The sequence below is a fragment of the Pseudomonas palleroniana genome (genome assembly GCF_003031675.1).
Classification (GTDB): domain Bacteria; phylum Pseudomonadota; class Gammaproteobacteria; order Pseudomonadales; family Pseudomonadaceae; genus Aquipseudomonas; species Aquipseudomonas palleroniana.
Genome location: NZ_PYWX01000007.1, coordinates 50,102 through 64,467, shown reverse-complemented (window position 1 = coordinate 64,467; position 14,366 = coordinate 50,102). Strand labels below are relative to the sequence as shown.

Annotated in this window: 13 protein-coding genes; 3 read left to right on the top strand and 10 right to left on the bottom strand. The window is 61.6% G+C overall.

Annotated elements, in window-relative coordinates:
- Positions 1-60 precede the first annotated feature (60 nt).
- Both C9383_RS02155 and C9383_RS02150 read right to left on the bottom strand, forming a co-directional pair.
- Entirely contained in the window at positions 61-822 is a 762-nt protein-coding gene (locus tag C9383_RS02155) for a CHAD domain-containing protein (RefSeq protein WP_090366047.1), read from the bottom strand.
- 40 nt (positions 823-862) lie between these two features.
- Positions 863-1,141 carry a hypothetical protein gene (locus C9383_RS02150; protein ID WP_017734442.1) on the bottom strand — a complete coding sequence of 93 codons (279 nt, stop codon included), beginning with the start codon at positions 1,139-1,141 and terminating at the stop codon, positions 863-865.
- Between the two features lie 216 nt (positions 1,142-1,357).
- Between C9383_RS02150 and C9383_RS02145 the strand changes: the two genes are divergently transcribed.
- On the top strand, positions 1,358-2,395 hold the full coding sequence (locus C9383_RS02145; protein ID WP_060753234.1) for a patatin-like phospholipase family protein: 1,038 nt from the start codon (positions 1,358-1,360) through the stop codon (positions 2,393-2,395).
- 131 nt (positions 2,396-2,526) lie between these two features.
- On the opposite strand, the gene C9383_RS02140 is transcribed toward C9383_RS02145, so the two are convergent.
- The 6 genes from C9383_RS02140 to kdpF all read right to left on the bottom strand — a co-directional run bounded on the left by C9383_RS02140 (position 2,527) and on the right by kdpF (position 10,501).
- Positions 2,527-3,216, bottom strand: a complete 690-nt coding sequence (locus tag C9383_RS02140) for a response regulator (RefSeq protein ID WP_090366049.1) — start codon at positions 3,214-3,216, stop codon at positions 2,527-2,529.
- A 37-nt stretch (positions 3,217-3,253) separates the two neighbouring features.
- Positions 3,254-5,905, bottom strand: a complete 2,652-nt coding sequence (locus C9383_RS02135) for a sensor histidine kinase (RefSeq protein ID WP_090366051.1) — start codon at positions 5,903-5,905, stop codon at positions 3,254-3,256.
- 145 nt (positions 5,906-6,050) lie between these two features.
- Positions 6,051-6,596 carry a potassium-transporting ATPase subunit KdpC gene (kdpC, locus tag C9383_RS02130; protein ID WP_090366052.1) on the bottom strand — a complete coding sequence of 182 codons (546 nt, stop codon included), beginning with the start codon at positions 6,594-6,596 and terminating at the stop codon, positions 6,051-6,053.
- A gap of 39 nt (positions 6,597-6,635) precedes the next feature.
- Complete coding sequence (kdpB, locus tag C9383_RS02125; RefSeq protein ID WP_174554020.1) at positions 6,636-8,693, bottom strand: potassium-transporting ATPase subunit KdpB; 2,058 nt, start codon at positions 8,691-8,693, stop codon at positions 6,636-6,638.
- Positions 8,694-8,707: 14 nt separating this feature from the next.
- Positions 8,708-10,402, bottom strand: a complete 1,695-nt coding sequence (gene kdpA / locus C9383_RS02120; protein WP_090366056.1) for a potassium-transporting ATPase subunit KdpA — start codon at positions 10,400-10,402, stop codon at positions 8,708-8,710.
- Between the two features lie 9 nt (positions 10,403-10,411).
- On the bottom strand, positions 10,412-10,501 hold the full coding sequence (kdpF, locus tag C9383_RS02115; protein ID WP_057703805.1) for a K(+)-transporting ATPase subunit F: 90 nt from the start codon (positions 10,499-10,501) through the stop codon (positions 10,412-10,414).
- A gap of 400 nt (positions 10,502-10,901) precedes the next feature.
- On the opposite strand from kdpF, the gene eat reads away from it, so the two are divergent.
- The gene (gene eat / locus C9383_RS02110; RefSeq protein ID WP_060753228.1) at positions 10,902-12,266 is read left to right on the top strand and encodes an ethanolamine permease; all 1,365 of its coding nucleotides are present in this window, start codon (positions 10,902-10,904) and stop codon (positions 12,264-12,266) included.
- 109 nt (positions 12,267-12,375) lie between these two features.
- Complete coding sequence (locus C9383_RS02105; protein ID WP_008437727.1) at positions 12,376-12,543, top strand: DUF2897 family protein; 168 nt, start codon at positions 12,376-12,378, stop codon at positions 12,541-12,543.
- A 6-nt stretch (positions 12,544-12,549) separates the two neighbouring features.
- On the opposite strand, the gene C9383_RS02100 is transcribed toward C9383_RS02105, so the two are convergent.
- Positions 12,550-13,398 (bottom strand): urea carboxylase-associated family protein, encoded by an 849-nt coding sequence (locus C9383_RS02100; RefSeq protein WP_060753227.1) that lies wholly within the window; start codon positions 13,396-13,398, stop codon positions 12,550-12,552.
- A 14-nt stretch (positions 13,399-13,412) separates the two neighbouring features.
- Positions 13,413-14,057, bottom strand: a complete 645-nt coding sequence (locus tag C9383_RS02095; protein WP_090372225.1) for a GntR family transcriptional regulator — start codon at positions 14,055-14,057, stop codon at positions 13,413-13,415.
- Positions 14,058-14,366 lie beyond the last annotated feature (309 nt).

The following is a 14,366-nucleotide window of genomic DNA, read 5'->3' as shown; positions in this document are numbered from 1 at the left end:
TGATCTTAACCAGCGTGGGGTGACTGCACAGCGCCCATACCGGCCAAAAACCGGACCGGTTCAGAAACAATCGGCGCTGAGTTTATCCAGCACCCGATCCGCGTGCCCTTCTGCCTGGGCCATGGTGCGATGCCACACCGCAACGCAGGGTTGCAAATCCGCTTGGTGTTCGGCCTGGGCCAGCCACTGCCAGCAGTCGTGCCAATCGCCCAACGCGCTTTGGGCACGCTTGAGACGGGACATCGCTTTGGCGGGGAGTTTGTTCAGGTTGGGATACGCCTCGGCCGCGTAGCGCACGCGCTTGATCAGCAACCGTAGACGGTGACGGTCATGATCAGGGTCCTTCAAGGCGTCACCGAGCTTTTGCCATTGCTTGGCCAGACGCTTTTCGATGCGCGGGCGCAAGCCCTTGAGCAACTTCTGGTGCTCGGACGCACGAATAAACCTGGGGAAAGCATCGAGGATCAACAGCAGGTGGGCCACTTCGGGGGATTGCGCAACCTGCCGATAAGCCTCGGGTTGCAAGCGCAAACGCCGCGCAGCCGCCTCATGATAACCCTGCTGGTGCAGGTAGGCGGCCAGTACTTCTCGGTCGCGCAGGGGCGTGGTCAATTGACCCACCGCACTGGCGGCCAATTCAAGTTGCTCCACCCCCGGCAAGCCGCGCAGGGGCCGCAACAGGCTGCGCAGCCGCCGCACGGTGGTGCGCAGATCATGCAGGGCTTCATCGTCGGTGACGGCAGCGAGGCGAGCCTGGCAGCTCAGTAACCCTACTTCCAGGCCAATGACCTGAGCGACTAACTGATCGACCAAAGCTGACATCCCTTCCTCCGCTGACGATGAAATGCTCTGTCGCTACGGCTTAACGGCCGGCACGCGACTCACGAATATAGAAGCGTGCTTTCTCGGCCTTGTTGGCGCACCCCTCAAAGGCTTCGAATTGCTGCTGGGTCTTGGCGCCAGTCAACAAAGACAGGGCCTTGGAGTAACTGACGGTCCCGGCAAAGCCTTCAGCCTTGGCCAGGTCCAGCTCATGCCAGGCGGCATCCAATTGCGTGCCACAGCTATCACGGTAAGCCGTTTTCCCGGCGCAACCGGCCAGGGCCAACACGATCACAGGCACACACATCCAGGCTTTCATCGATGACACCTCAAAATAAACAGAAACAGTCGTAGGCTGTAGACGTTGCCTACAAGGAAAAGTGCCTTGTCTGGCCGCCCAAAAGCATAACTGACGATCGCCAGAGCATACCCGAGCGCCCTGGCCAAGCAGCAAAAATATTCCGCACATCGACGAAGATTGAGCCGCCCCTCGGATGAGCGCATTGTGGTCAACTGTTTTGCGAAGGATCAGCTCATGAAGAAACGTGTGGCCTTGGTACTGGGTTCCGGCGGAGCCCGAGGGTACGCCCATATCGGCGTGATCGAAGAAATCGAACGGCGTGGCTATGACATCGCCTGTATCGCCGGCTGTTCCATGGGCGCGGTGGTGGGTGGGATATACGCCGCCGGCAAGCTGGACGAGTATCGAAACTGGATCGAAAGCCTCGACTACCTCGACGTACTGCGCCTGGTGGATGTGAGCTTTCGCCTGGGCGCGATTCGTGGCGAGAAAGTGTTCGGGCAGATCCGCAAGATCGTTGGCGAGCTCAATATCGAAGAGCTGCGCATTCCCTACACCGCCGTCGCCACCGACCTGACCAACCAACAGGAAATCTGGTTCCAGGAAGGCTGCCTGCACCAAGCCATGCGCGCCTCCGCGGCGATCCCCAGCCTGTTTACCCCCGTGATGCAGGGCAACCGCATGCTGGTCGACGGCGGCCTGCTCAACCCATTGCCGATCGTGCCGGTGGTGTCGAGCCATTGCGACTTGATCATCGCGGTCAACCTCAATGCCACCAATCAAAAACACTACCAGTTGCCGGTGATCCAGCGGCCGCCTGCGTTCAAGAGTCGCTTCAATAACCTGGCCAGATCCCTGGGCTCACACCTGCCGTTTCGCCGTAAACAGGCTGAACAGTTACTGAAGCTGGAACAGGAGGCATTGCAGGCCGAAGCGGCAGAGATCAACCCATGGCTGGAGTCGGCGGAACCCGAGGCCCAGCAGCCCGCCGCAGCGCCGGAAAAAGAAGGCGCACCGAAGTCCGCAACCGGTTCGTTCATCATCGACAACGTCGGCCCGGCGTCACTGCTGGACTTGATCAACCAGAGTTTCGAGGTGATGCAGACGTCATTGGCGCAGTACAAGATTGCCGGTTACCCGCCCGACGTGCTGATCAACGTGCCGAAACGGGTGTGCCGGTTTTTCGAGTTCTACAAAGCGCCGGAGTTGATCGCGCTGGGGCGGGAGATTGCCAGTGATACGCTGGATCGGTATGAGAGTGAGCAGCACTGAGGTAGGGGGTGCTGCTGATGGCCTCATCGGGGGCAAGCCCCCTCCCACATTTGAACTCATTCCAAAAGTAGAACTCGGTCCCCTGTGGGAGGGGGCTTGCTCCCGATGGCGTCGGAACAGGCAACCGGAATCTAGGCATTCAACAACCGATACCCCACGCCCGCCTCGGTCACGATAAACCTTGGCTGAGTAGGATCGTCCGCCAGCTTCTGCCGCAGATGGCCGACGACGATGCGCAGGTAGTGGCTATCCTCGGTATGGGTCGGCCCCCAGATGTCCTTGAGCAGTTGTTGCTGAGTGATCACCCGTCCCGGATGCCGGGCCAACTGCGCCAGTACCGCATATTCCTTGCGGGTAAGCGCCACTTCGGCACCGTCCAACAGCACGCGGCGATAGGCCAGGTCCACCGTCAGGGGGCCGAAATTCAAGGCGGCCTCCTGGGCCTCACCCACCGGCGCCTGGCGCAGCAATGCACGCACGCGGGCGAGAAACTCCTGGATCCCGAACGGCTTGGTCACGTAGTCATTGGCGCCGCCGTCGAGGGCCTCGACCTTCTGACCTTCGCTGGCCCGCACCGACAGCACCAGCACCGGCACGGTCGACCACTCGCGAAACTCGCGCAGCACTTGCTGGCCGTCCATGTCGGGCAGGCCAAGGTCAAGGACCAGCAAGTCCGGTTTGCTCAACGCCGCTTGGGCCAGGCCTTCGTTGCCGGTGCCGGCTTCGATCACCTTATAGCCTTGGGAGGCCAGGCTGATGCGCAGGAATTTGCGGATCTGCGGTTCGTCATCAATGACTAGAATCGTCGCGGTCTGGCTCATGGTGTCCAATCAAAATCCGTGGAGAAAAGAGGGTAGCTCAGGCCCCGTGTTCCAAGCCAGGTTGTGTCGGTAAAGGCAGGAACAAAGTGATGCAAGTGCCCCGCCCGTCGATGCCATCGGCCACGCTGATATGCCCACCGTGCGCGCCAACCATGCCCTGGCAGATCGCCAGGCCCAGGCCCGTGCCCTGCCCGCCCCGGTCGCCACGGGCAGCGGTGTAGAACATATCGAAAATCTTCGCCCGCTCATCCTCGGGAATCCCCGGGCCTTCATCGGCCACCGCGAAAAACAGCTGCTCGTCCGCCACGCCGGCAGACAGCTGCAAGCGGCCCTGGGGCGGCGAAAAACGTGCGGCGTTTTCCAGCACATTGACCAAGGCTTGTTCGATCAACGCAGCATGGACATACAACAGCGGCAATTCAGCCGGCACATCGGTGCTTACGCGCAACGGCGCCAGCACGGCGCGCAAACGAGCGAGAGCACTGCCGACGATATCGCCGGGTGACACCCAGTCGCGCGCCAGCTTCAATGCACCATGCCCCAGGCGCGTCATATCCAGCAGGTTCTGGATGTAACGGTCGAGGCGCTCGGCTTCATCGCGGGTGCCCTCAAGCAACTCGCGGCGATCTTCCAGAGCGATCGCCTCGCCGAGAGCCAACAGACTGTCGATGCTGCCGCGCATGGAGGTCAACGGCGTGCGCAAATCGTGGGACACCGACGCCAGCAACGCGCTGCGCAACTGTTCGGTTTCGCCATGCAGCCGAGCCGATTCGAGTTCCTGGCCCAACTGAGCCCGCGCCAACGCCTGCGCCAGCGGCTGGCTCAACGCAGTGAGCAAGCGACGGCGTTGGCCGCTCAACTCCAGACCGGGCTTGGGGCTGACACCGAGCAACCCCAAAGGCCCCTCCTCGCCCGATAACGGCCACCACCACCAGCGCCCGAACGGCAAGGTGCCCGTGCCCATGCCGGCCGGTTGATCGTGTTGCCAGGCCCAATCGGCGGCGGCGCGTTCGGCTTCGGTCAGGGTCAGCGGGCTGCCGGTCTCGACCTTCCAACCGCCCTGGCCGTCACGGTTGACCAGGCACAGGTCGAGGTCACTCCAGCCTTCCAGATGATGCGCCGCCGCGCTGATCACCGCCTGGCGATCGGTGGCGGCAGTGAGTTTGCGCGACAGGTCGAGCAGTTCGCTGGTTTCTTCCTGGGTATCGCGCAGGGCCTGCAATTGCCGGCGTTGGCGCGCAGCAAGGTTGCCGGTCAAGGCCGCCATCAACAAGAAGAACAGCAGGGTCAGCACGTCTTCTTCACGCTGGATGGCAAACGAGAAATTCGGTGGGATAAACAGGAAGTCGTAGGTCAGGAACGACAACGCGGCGCACACCAGGGCCGGTCCCAGGCTGCTGCGTACCGCCACCAGCAAGACGGCCGCGAGAAACACCAGGGAGATATTCGGCAGCGGCAACACACTGGCCACCGCCCAGGCCAACGCCGCCGCGACGATGGTCGCCAGCACCGCCAGGCCGTAGTCGAACCAGACCAGCCCGCGCACATCCGGCAGGCGCGGCGGTGCGGGCATGTCGTCGCTGTCGAGCACGTTGATTTCCAGGCCCCGCGCATTGCGCAGCAAGCGCGCCGCCAGGCCACCTCCAAACAAGCGGCGGCGCCAACGCATCCGCGACTGCCCCACCAGCAACAGGCTGGCACGACGTTCGGCGGCATGCTGGATCAGGGTTTTCGCCACTTCCCCCGCCCGCAGCAGGACGACCTCCCCCCCGAGCCGTTCAGCCAGTTGCTGGGCATTCTGCAGGTGCAGGCGCGATTGCTCATCGCGCGCACGACCGTTGTCGACATGCACCAGGCTCCAGGGTAAATGCCGGCGCTGGGCCACGCGGCTGGCGTGCCGTACCAGACGTTCGGCCTGGGCATCGCCATCGACTCCCACCAACAAGCGTCCGCGTACCGTCGGTGCCGCCTGGCCGAGCTGACGATAGCCTTGAGCCAAGTCATCATCGACGTGCGCGGCGGCGGTTTGCATCGCCAGCTCGCGCAAAGCCATCAGGTTGGTCTGGGTAAAAAACGCGTCGATCGCCGCGCGCGCCTGTTCCGGCACGTAGACTTTGCCGTCGCGCAAACGCTCCAGCAGCTCGCGCGATGGCAGGTCGATCAAGAGTAATTCGTCAGCCTCTTGCAGCACCCAGTCCGGCAGGGTTTCACGCACTTGCACGCCCGTGATGCCACGGACCTGGTCATTGAGGCTTTCCAGGTGCTGGACGTTGACCGTGGTGAACACGTTGATGCCGGCGGCGAGCAGCTCCTGGATGTCCTGCCAGCGTTTTTCGTGACGGCTGCCGGGGGCGTTGCTGTGGGCCAGTTCGTCCACCAGCACCAGCTTGGGTTTGGCGGTCAGCAGGCCGTCGAGGTCCATTTCTTCGAGCATCACGCCGCGGTATTCGCTGCGTACCAAGGGTTGCTGCGGCAGGCCACTGAGCAGGGCTTCGGTTTCGGCGCGACCGTGGGTTTCGACCACCCCGGCGATCAGCCGCACGCCCTGGCGCAGCTGGGTGTGCGCGGCCTGGAGCATGGCGTAGGTCTTGCCCACACCCGGCGCGGCACCGAGGAAAACTTTGAGCCGGCCACGGCCGTCCCGGGGCAGTTCGGCTAACAGGGCATCGGCGCGGCCGGAGTCGCTCATGCGGGCAGTGTCCTTCAGGTATTTATCTAATCTGGCTCGATGAAGATCAACGGTGGGAGGGGGTTTGCTCCCGATAGCGGTGGGTCAGTTGCACTATCTGTAGCTGAGACACCGCTATCGGGAGCAAGCCCCCTCCCACACGGGATCAGAGTTTTTCCAGGGCCATGTTCAGTGCCAATACATTAACCACCGGCGGCCCCACCAACGGGCTTTCGATATGTTCATCCAACAACCGCTGCAAGGTCGAGACCGGCACATTCCGCGCGGCCGCCACCCGCGCCAGTTGATAGGCAATTGCCTGCGGTGGCAAGTGTGGATCAAGACCGCTGCCGGAGGTAGTCAGCGATGCCAGAGGGACCGGGCCCTGGCTGGGCACCCACTGTTTATTCGCGTCATCAAAAATGCGCGTCGCCAGCGCCGGATTGCTTGGGCCAAGGTTGCTGGCGCTGCTGGACACCGTCGCAAAGGCACCGGCCGACGGGCGCGGATGGAACCAGCTGTCACCGGTAAAGTCCTGTGCGATCAGGCTGGAGCCGCGCACCTTGCCGCTATCATCGCGCACCAGGCTGCCATTGGCCTGGTCGGGAAACGCCACCTGGGCGACACCGGTGACGACCAAGGGGTAAGCCACGCCAGTGATCAGGGTCATGAGTACCAGCAGGCTCAGGGCCGGGCGGATCATGTTAGTCATCTTCACATCCTCAATAAATCGACAAACCAGTGGGGTGGGTTACACCAGGTGCAGTGCGGTCAACAGCATGTCGATCGCCTTGATACCCACGAACGGCACCAGAATCCCGCCCAGCCCATAGATCAGCAGGTTGCGCCGCAACAGCGCCGCCGCACTTGCCGCCTGCACGCGCACACCGCGCAGCGCCAGCGGAATCAGCACCACGATGATCAGCGCGTTGAACACGATGGCCGAGAGAATCGCGCTTTGCGGGCTCTGCAAGTGCATGACGTTGAGCACGCCCAACTGCGGGTAGATCGCGGCAAACAGCGCCGGCAGGATCGCGAAATACTTGGCCACGTCGTTGGCGATGGAAAAGGTGGTCAACGCACCACGGGTGACCAGCAATTCCTTGCCAATCTGTACCACGTCCAGCAGCTTGGTCGGGTCGCTGTCGAGGTCGACCATGTTGGCGGCTTCGCGAGCGGCCTGGGTGCCATCATTCATCGCCATGCCGACGTCGGCCTGGGCCAGTGCCGGGGCATCGTTGGCGCCGTCACCGCACATCGCCACCAACCGGCCGTCGTTCTGTTCGTGGCGAATGCGGGCAAGTTTCTTCTCCGGCGTGGCTTCGGCCAGCACGTCATCCACACCCGCCTCGGCGGCAATCGCGGCGGCAGTCAGTGGGTTGTCGCCGGTGACCATCACCGTGCGGATGCCCAGTTTGCGCAACTCGGCGAAACGCTCGCGGATGCCAGGCTTGACCACGTCCTTGAGGTGGATCGCACCCAGCAATTTGCCATCGGCGCACACCAGCAGCGGTGTGCCGCCGCTCTGGGCAATCTTGTCGATTTCGCGGGACAGTGCCGGTTGCAGATCACGACGTTGTTGGCCAATGAATGCCAGCAGCGAATCCACGGCACCTTTGCGGTACACACGGCCCTGGTAGTCGACACCCGATAAACGGGTTTCGGCACTGAACGGCACGGCGGTCAGTTGATCCAGGGTCGGCTCGGCCTGGGGGTGCAGGGCGCGCAGGTATTCGACGATGGACTTGCCTTCGGCCGTGTCGTCCGCCAGCGACGCCAGCAAAGCACCTTCGGCCAGGTCCCGGCCACTGACGCCAGGCGCTGCGAGCACTGCCGCGCAGCGACGGTTGCCGAACGTGATGGTGCCGGTTTTATCCAGCAGCAATACGTGTACATCCCCCGCCGCTTCCACGGCACGCCCGGACTTGGCAATCACGTTGAGGCGCACCAGGCGGTCCATGCCGGCGATACCGATGGCCGACAACAGCCCACCAATGGTGGTAGGAATCAACGTCACCAGCAGTGCGACCAGGAACACCAGCGGCAAGCTGCCATTGGCGAAGTGAGCGAACGGCTGCAGGGTCACCACCACCAACAGGAAGATCAGGGTCAGGCCGATCAGCAAAATGTCCAACGCGACTTCGTTGGGGGTTTTCTGACGTTTGGCGCCTTCCACGAGGGCGATCATACGATCCAGGGTCGACTCACCGGGGTTGGCGCTGATGCGGATCAGCAACCAGTCCGACACCAGCCGGGTGTTGCCGGTGACGGCCGAACGGTCGCCGCCGGACTCGCGGATCACCGGCGCGGATTCGCCCGTGATCGCCGCTTCGTTGACCGCCGCAATCCCTTCGATGACCTCGCCGTCACCGGGGATCATTTCCCCGGCGGCAACGCGGACCACGTCGCCTTTACGCAGGCTGGTGGCCGGCACCACCTTGAAACTGCCATCGGCCTCTTTACGCCGTGCGCTCAGACCTTCACTGCCGGCCTTGAGGCTGTCGGCGCGGGCCTTGCCGCGACCTTCGGCCAAGGCTTCGGCGAAGTTGGCGAACAACACGGTGAACCACAGCCAGACCGCGATTTGCACGGCGACAAAGGTCGGCACGGCGGTGTCGGGCACGAAGCACAACACGGTCGTCAGGATGGCGGTCAGTTCAACCACCAGCATGACCGGCGAGCGTTGCAGCTGCCGTGGGTCCAGCTTGACGAAAGCCTGGCCCAGCGCCGGGCGCCACAGCGCGGAAATGGCGGTTTTGGCGGGTTCCTGGGTGGCTACGGAAGCCGCATTTTTTGCAGGCATATTCATTGTCATATCCCTTATCAGAAGCCCATGCTCAAGTGTTCGGCGATGGGGCCCAACGCCAGTGTCGGCAGGAAAGTCAGGCCGCCCACCAGCAAGATGGTCACGGTCAACAACGTCACGAACAGCGGGCCGTGGGTGGGGAAGCTGTTCTGGCCGATCGGCGCGGTCTTCTTCATCGCCAGGCTACCGGCCAGGGCCAGTACCGGAAGGATGTAGCCGAAGCGGCCGATCAACATGCCCAGGCCCAACATCAGGTTATGGAACGCGGTGTTGCCACTGAAACCGCCGAACGCCGAGCCGTTGTTGGCGCTGGCCGAGGTATAGGCATACAGCAACTGGCTGAACCCATGCGGCCCTGGGTTACTGATGGCACCGGCCGGGCCGGGCAGGCTGGCGGCGATAGCGCCGAGTACCAGCACACCCACCGGCATGACCAGCAGGGTCACGACGAGTAATTGCACTTCCTTGGCCTGCAGCTTCTTGCCCAGGTATTCGGGAGTTCGGCCGATCATCAGGCCGGCGAGGAAGACCGCGATCAACACGTTGAGCAACATGCCGTACATGCCCGCGCCGACGCCGCCGAAGATCACTTCGCCGACCATCATGTTGACCAGCGCCACCATCCCGCTCAGGGGATTGAGGCTGTCTTGCATGCCGTTGACCGAACCGTTGGACGCCGCCGTGGTAGTCACCGACCACAGCACGGTGCCGGTGGTGCCGAAGCGGGCTTCTTTACCTTCCAGCGGTGCGGTTTGCTCAACCGCCGGGTTGGTCAGGGTCGGGTTGGGCTGGTATTCGGCCCACAGCGAAGTCGCGCCACCAATCAGGAACAGGGCCAGCATGCAGCCCAGGATCGCGCGGCTCTGGCGCAGATCCTTGACGTAGTGACCGAAGGTGAACACCAGTGCCACGGGGATCAGGATGATCGCGGCCAATTCAAACAGGTTGGCCCAGGCAGTCGGGTCTTCGAAGGGATGGGCAGAGTTGACGCCGAAGAAACCGCCGCCGTTGGTGCCCAGTTGTTTGATCGCAATCTGGCTGGCCGCAGGGCCCAGCGGAATCACTTGATCCACGCCTTGCAGGGTCACGGCGTCCACGTAATGCGCGAAGGTCTGCGGTACGCCCTGCCATACCAGGAACAGCGCAAGCACCAGGCACAAGGGCAACAGGCCATAGAGGGTGGCGCGGGTCATATCGACCCAGAAGTTACCCAAGGTCTTGGTGGACTTGCGACCGATACCGCGGCAGAGCGCGACCAGGACGGCCAGGCCGGTGGCGGCGCTGACGAAGTTCTGCACGGTCAGGCCGACCATCTGGCTGAGGTAGCTCAGGGACGCTTCGCCGCTGTAGTTCTGCCAGTTGGTATTGGTCATGAAACTGACCGCGGTATTGAAGGCCAGCGTCCACTCCTGCCCCGGCAATTTCTGCGGGTTCAGTGGGAGGTAGTCCTGGAACAGCAGGATCGCGAACAGCAACACAAAACCGGCCAGGTTGAACGCGATCAGCGCCAGCGTGTACTTCTGCCAGCTTTGCTCCTGGTGCTCGTCGACGCCCGACAGGCGATAGCAGGCTTTTTCCACCGGCGCCAGAACCGGGCTCAACCACGTGCGCTGGCCTTCCATCACCTTGTAGTAGAACCGCCCCAGGAACGGCGCCGGCACCAGCACCACGGCAAAAAAGGCGATGATCAGCCAATAGTCATAACTGTGCATAGCCCGCTCCTAGTTCCGATCCGCGCGTAACAGCGCAACCAGCAGATAAATGAACAGCGCCACGGCCAATAGCAGTGACACCGCGTCCAGAACGCTCATGGAAGTCTCTCCGTTTTGCGGCGATTGCCGCGTGTGAGGCAATTGTCCGCAGGAGCGGCGTAAAGGAACGAGACCGAGGGCGTGGGCGGGGCGTAAAGACGGCGTAAAGAGTGGTTTTACAGGAGGTTTACAGGGGCTGGGAGGGCCTCTTCGCGAGCAAGCCCGCTCCCACACTTGACCGCGTATTTTCTGATGAACCTCGGTGAAGTGTGGGAGCGGGCTTGCTCGCGAAAGCGCCAGTCGAGTCTCTGCCGCACTTTGCTGGTGCAACTCCAGCGACTTTCAAACGCCAAACCGTTCCCCCGACGACAGTCGCGTGTCTTTACGACACGGTTGCGTGGGCTGGCATGGCCGCTGCAACACCTTGAATCATTCCAACCGGTTCAGGGAGCACCCCATAATGAATACACAACTCAAACCCACTTTGGGCACCTTGCACCTGTGGGGCATCGCGGTCGGCCTGGTGATATCCGGCGAGTATTTTGGCTGGAGCTACGGCTGGGGCGTGGCAGGCACGCTGGGGTTTCTGGTGACGTCGCTGATGGTCGCGGCGATGTACACCTGCTTTATCTTCAGCTTCACCGAGCTGACGACTGCCATCCCCCATGCCGGTGGGCCGTTTGCCTACAGCCGCCGCGCCTTTGGTGAAAAAGGCGGCTTGATCGCCGGTCTCGCGACCTTGATCGAGTTTGTGTTTGCGCCCCCCGCCATCGCCTTGGCCATCGGTGCTTACCTGAATGTGCAGTTCCCCGCACTGGACCCGAAACACGCAGCCGTCGGTGCCTACATCGTGTTCATGGGCCTCAACATTCTCGGGGTGAAGCTCGCTGCCACGTTCGAACTGGTGGTGTGTGTACTCGCGGTCGCCGAATTGCTGGTCTTCATGGGCGTGGTCGCGCCGGCATTCAGCTTCAGCAACTTTGCCCTCAATGGCTGGGCCGGTGCGGATACCTTCGGCGCGCCGGCGATTGCCGGGATGTTCGCGGCGATCCCCTTCGCCATCTGGTTCTTCCTGGCTATTGAAGGTGCCGCCATGGCGGCCGAAGAGGCGAAAGATCCGAAACGCACCATCCCGAAAGCCTATATCAGCGGCATCCTGACGCTGGTAATCCTGGCCATGGGCGTGATGTTCTTTGCCGGCGGCGTGGGCGACTGGCGTGCGCTGTCGAACATCAACGACCCGCTGCCCCAAGCCATGAAGGCCGTGGTCGGTAACGGTTCGGGCTGGCTGCACATGCTGGTCTGGATCGGCCTGTTCGGGCTGGTGGCCAGTTTCCACGGCATCATCCTCGGCTACTCGCGTCAGTTCTTTGCCCTGGCGCGTGCCGGCTACTTGCCGTCCTTCCTGGCCAAACTGTCACGTTTTCAGACACCGCACCGGGCGATCATCGCCGGTGGCGTGGTCGGCATCGCCGCCATCTACAGCGATGGCCTGATCAACCTGGGCGGCATGACACTGACAGCGGCCATGATCACCATGGCGGTGTTCGGTGCCATCGTGATGTACATCATGAGCATGCTCAGCCTGTTCAAGCTGCGTAAGACCGAGCCACTGCTGGAACGTACGTTCCGCGCGCCGGGCTATCCCATCGTGCCGGGCATTGCGCTGGTGCTGGCCGTGGTATGCCTGGTGGCCATGGCCTGGTTCAATGCGCTGATCGGCTTGATCTTCCTGGGTTTCATGCTGGTGGGGTTCGTGTACTTCCAGATGACCGCACAGGACCGCGCCGACGCACCGGCGGATGCGATGTTGACCGGGCTCTGAGATATTGAGGCGGAACGGGCCTACACTGAACTACTCAGAATGCCCGTGACTCAAAGCGGTACTACTGTGGGAAAATTCTCCCACGATAGTCCGCCTCAAGGAGAGCCTTATGCCGTGGTATGCGTGGTTGATTTTAGTGGTAGCGATCGGGTCGATCGTCGGTGGGCTGCTGATGCTGCGTGACAGCGCCAACAAGGTGGAACTCACCGACGAACAACGTAAACGCGTGGCCGAACGCAACGCCCAGGCCGACGCCAAGGATGCGCAGGATCGCTAAGCCGGTTTACTCCCAGGCCGCCTTGGCAATGTGCAAACCGTGCTGCCCCCTGTAGGCAGCACGCTCAGGCTGAGTCCAGCCGTCCAATAACTCATCCTCCAATCGGTAGATTTCGACCCCCAGCGGACGGCACACCGTCAACGGGTCCTGCGCGTCCGGCCCCCACATCGGCAGCGAGAGATCTCCGCCAGGGCAAGTCGATAATGCGCATAGCAGATCGATCTCGGCGAAGAACTCCAGGTAGTCGCCCTTCTGCGCCGGGCAGGCTTTCATGAAGTACATATCGTCATGATTGAGCCCGGTGCACTGGAAGATATTCAGCACGTCATGCACATCGAATTCCGTCAGGCCGTGGGGCAATACCGCACGAGTGAGGTTGGAGTGGCAATGATGATGGAAGTCCTCCCCCGTCAGCATGCGGTTCACATACGGATCGCAGCGCGTGCCCAGCAGATCATGCAAACGACCGCCATGTTCGTCGATGCCATAGCCGGCCAGACTGTCATCGGTGATCGTTACCAGAGGTCTTAAAAATGGCAGGTTGGACCATAGCCGGTCGTGGGTGCTGACATGGGCGCCCTGCAATTGCCTCGTACGCGCCGCCCACAGACGTTCGCGCGGGTCATTGGCGTTCCACACGTTGAAGTCACCCACCTGCGGCCCCACCGGCGTAGTGACACGGAACACATGCCCGGCCGGCACCTTCCACGCCCTCCCCGTCCGAATTGGCACCTCGAACTGTTCGATCAGCGTGCGCTGGCCGGCACGGTCACGAATACGCTCATAGAACGCCGTATCGACTTGCAGCGCAGAGCCTTTGCTGACTTGGTAAGCAGCTGGGTAGTCTTTGTACATGGGGCAACCCTCCTTCAAGGGTGATCAAACAAGGCGAGGGAAAGGCGTTCGGAATCGTCCAGGTACAGGCTCATCGCCTCTAAGGCGGCCAGCTTATTGTTACCAACTAATAACGTGTAGATCTCTTGGTCCCGTTCCAGCCAAGGTAGCTGAAAACACTGCTCGTTGGGCGCCGCACAAAACATCAGGCGCAACTGAGCAATAATCTGGGCAAAAAAATCATCGAACAAGGTACTGCACATAAGCCCGACAATCTGTTGGTGGAATACTAGGCTGTGCGTAGCAACGGCCCGCCAGTCCTCTCGCTCGCAGGCCAAACCCGCCGCTTCAATGGAACTCTGCATACACTCGGATTGGGAATTTGTCAGCGCGCGACTCTGAGCAATCGCCTGCAACTCCAGAGTGCGGCGGACCATAAACAGATCATGCACCTCCTTTCGCTCCACGCGCCGAACCATCACACCCTTGTTGCGCACATAACGTGTGAGCCTTTCCTGACTCAAGCGATGCAACGCCTCACGAATCGTATTGCGCGATGCGTTATATCCCTTGACCAGATCCATCTCGATCAACGACATACCCGGAGATAACCGCCCACCGATGATGTCAGCGCGCAGCTCCCGCACGATCTGGTCCGCTAAAGACAAACTGAGTGACATATCCACCTCGAGATTGTTGAACAATCATTGGCCAAAACGGGATCACGTTTCATGCCAATAACGCCAGGTGGAGTAAAAAGTGCGACGCCGTTAAAATTTTCAATCGCTCGCGAGTTAGCTATGTGCGCTCCTCATCATCAGCGAAGAGCTTCCGTCCGTTTTCGACGTGACGAAGTAGCCGCATGTCGATGCCAGTAGGGAGTAATGATATCGCCGCGTAGCGCACCAGAATGCCAAGCTAGCAACACATGTGCTGATTGCAGCGCGCTGTAACATGAAAATTTATAGACAGAAAAGCCGGTCAATGAC

Excerpts from the sequence above, each read along its gene's own strand:
- kdpF (WP_057703805.1), bottom strand. The coding sequence starts at position 10,501 with ATGAGCGTTCTGGACGCGGTGTCACTGCTATTGGCCGTGGCGCTGTTC.
- C9383_RS02100 (WP_060753227.1), bottom strand. The coding sequence starts at position 13,398 with ATGTACAAAGACTACCCAGCTGCTTACCAAGTCAGCAAAGGCTCTGCG.
- C9383_RS02095 (WP_090372225.1), bottom strand. The coding sequence starts at position 14,057 with ATGTCACTCAGTTTGTCTTTAGCGGACCAGATCGTGCGGGAGCTGCGC.
- C9383_RS02105 (WP_008437727.1), top strand. The coding sequence starts at position 12,376 with ATGCCGTGGTATGCGTGGTTGATTTTAGTGGTAGCGATCGGGTCGATC.
- C9383_RS02135 (WP_090366051.1), bottom strand. The coding sequence starts at position 5,905 with ATGAGCGACTCCGGCCGCGCCGATGCCCTGTTAGCCGAACTGCCCCGG.
- kdpA (WP_090366056.1), bottom strand. The coding sequence starts at position 10,402 with ATGCACAGTTATGACTATTGGCTGATCATCGCCTTTTTTGCCGTGGTG.
- C9383_RS02145 (WP_060753234.1), top strand. The coding sequence starts at position 1,358 with ATGAAGAAACGTGTGGCCTTGGTACTGGGTTCCGGCGGAGCCCGAGGG.
- C9383_RS02150 (WP_017734442.1), bottom strand. The coding sequence starts at position 1,141 with ATGAAAGCCTGGATGTGTGTGCCTGTGATCGTGTTGGCCCTGGCCGGT.
- kdpB (WP_174554020.1), bottom strand. The coding sequence starts at position 8,693 with ATGAATATGCCTGCAAAAAATGCGGCTTCCGTAGCCACCCAGGAACCC.
- C9383_RS02155 (WP_090366047.1), bottom strand. The coding sequence starts at position 822 with ATGTCAGCTTTGGTCGATCAGTTAGTCGCTCAGGTCATTGGCCTGGAA.
- eat (WP_060753228.1), top strand. The coding sequence starts at position 10,902 with ATGAATACACAACTCAAACCCACTTTGGGCACCTTGCACCTGTGGGGC.
- C9383_RS02140 (WP_090366049.1), bottom strand. The coding sequence starts at position 3,216 with ATGAGCCAGACCGCGACGATTCTAGTCATTGATGACGAACCGCAGATC.
- kdpC (WP_090366052.1), bottom strand. The coding sequence starts at position 6,596 with ATGACTAACATGATCCGCCCGGCCCTGAGCCTGCTGGTACTCATGACC.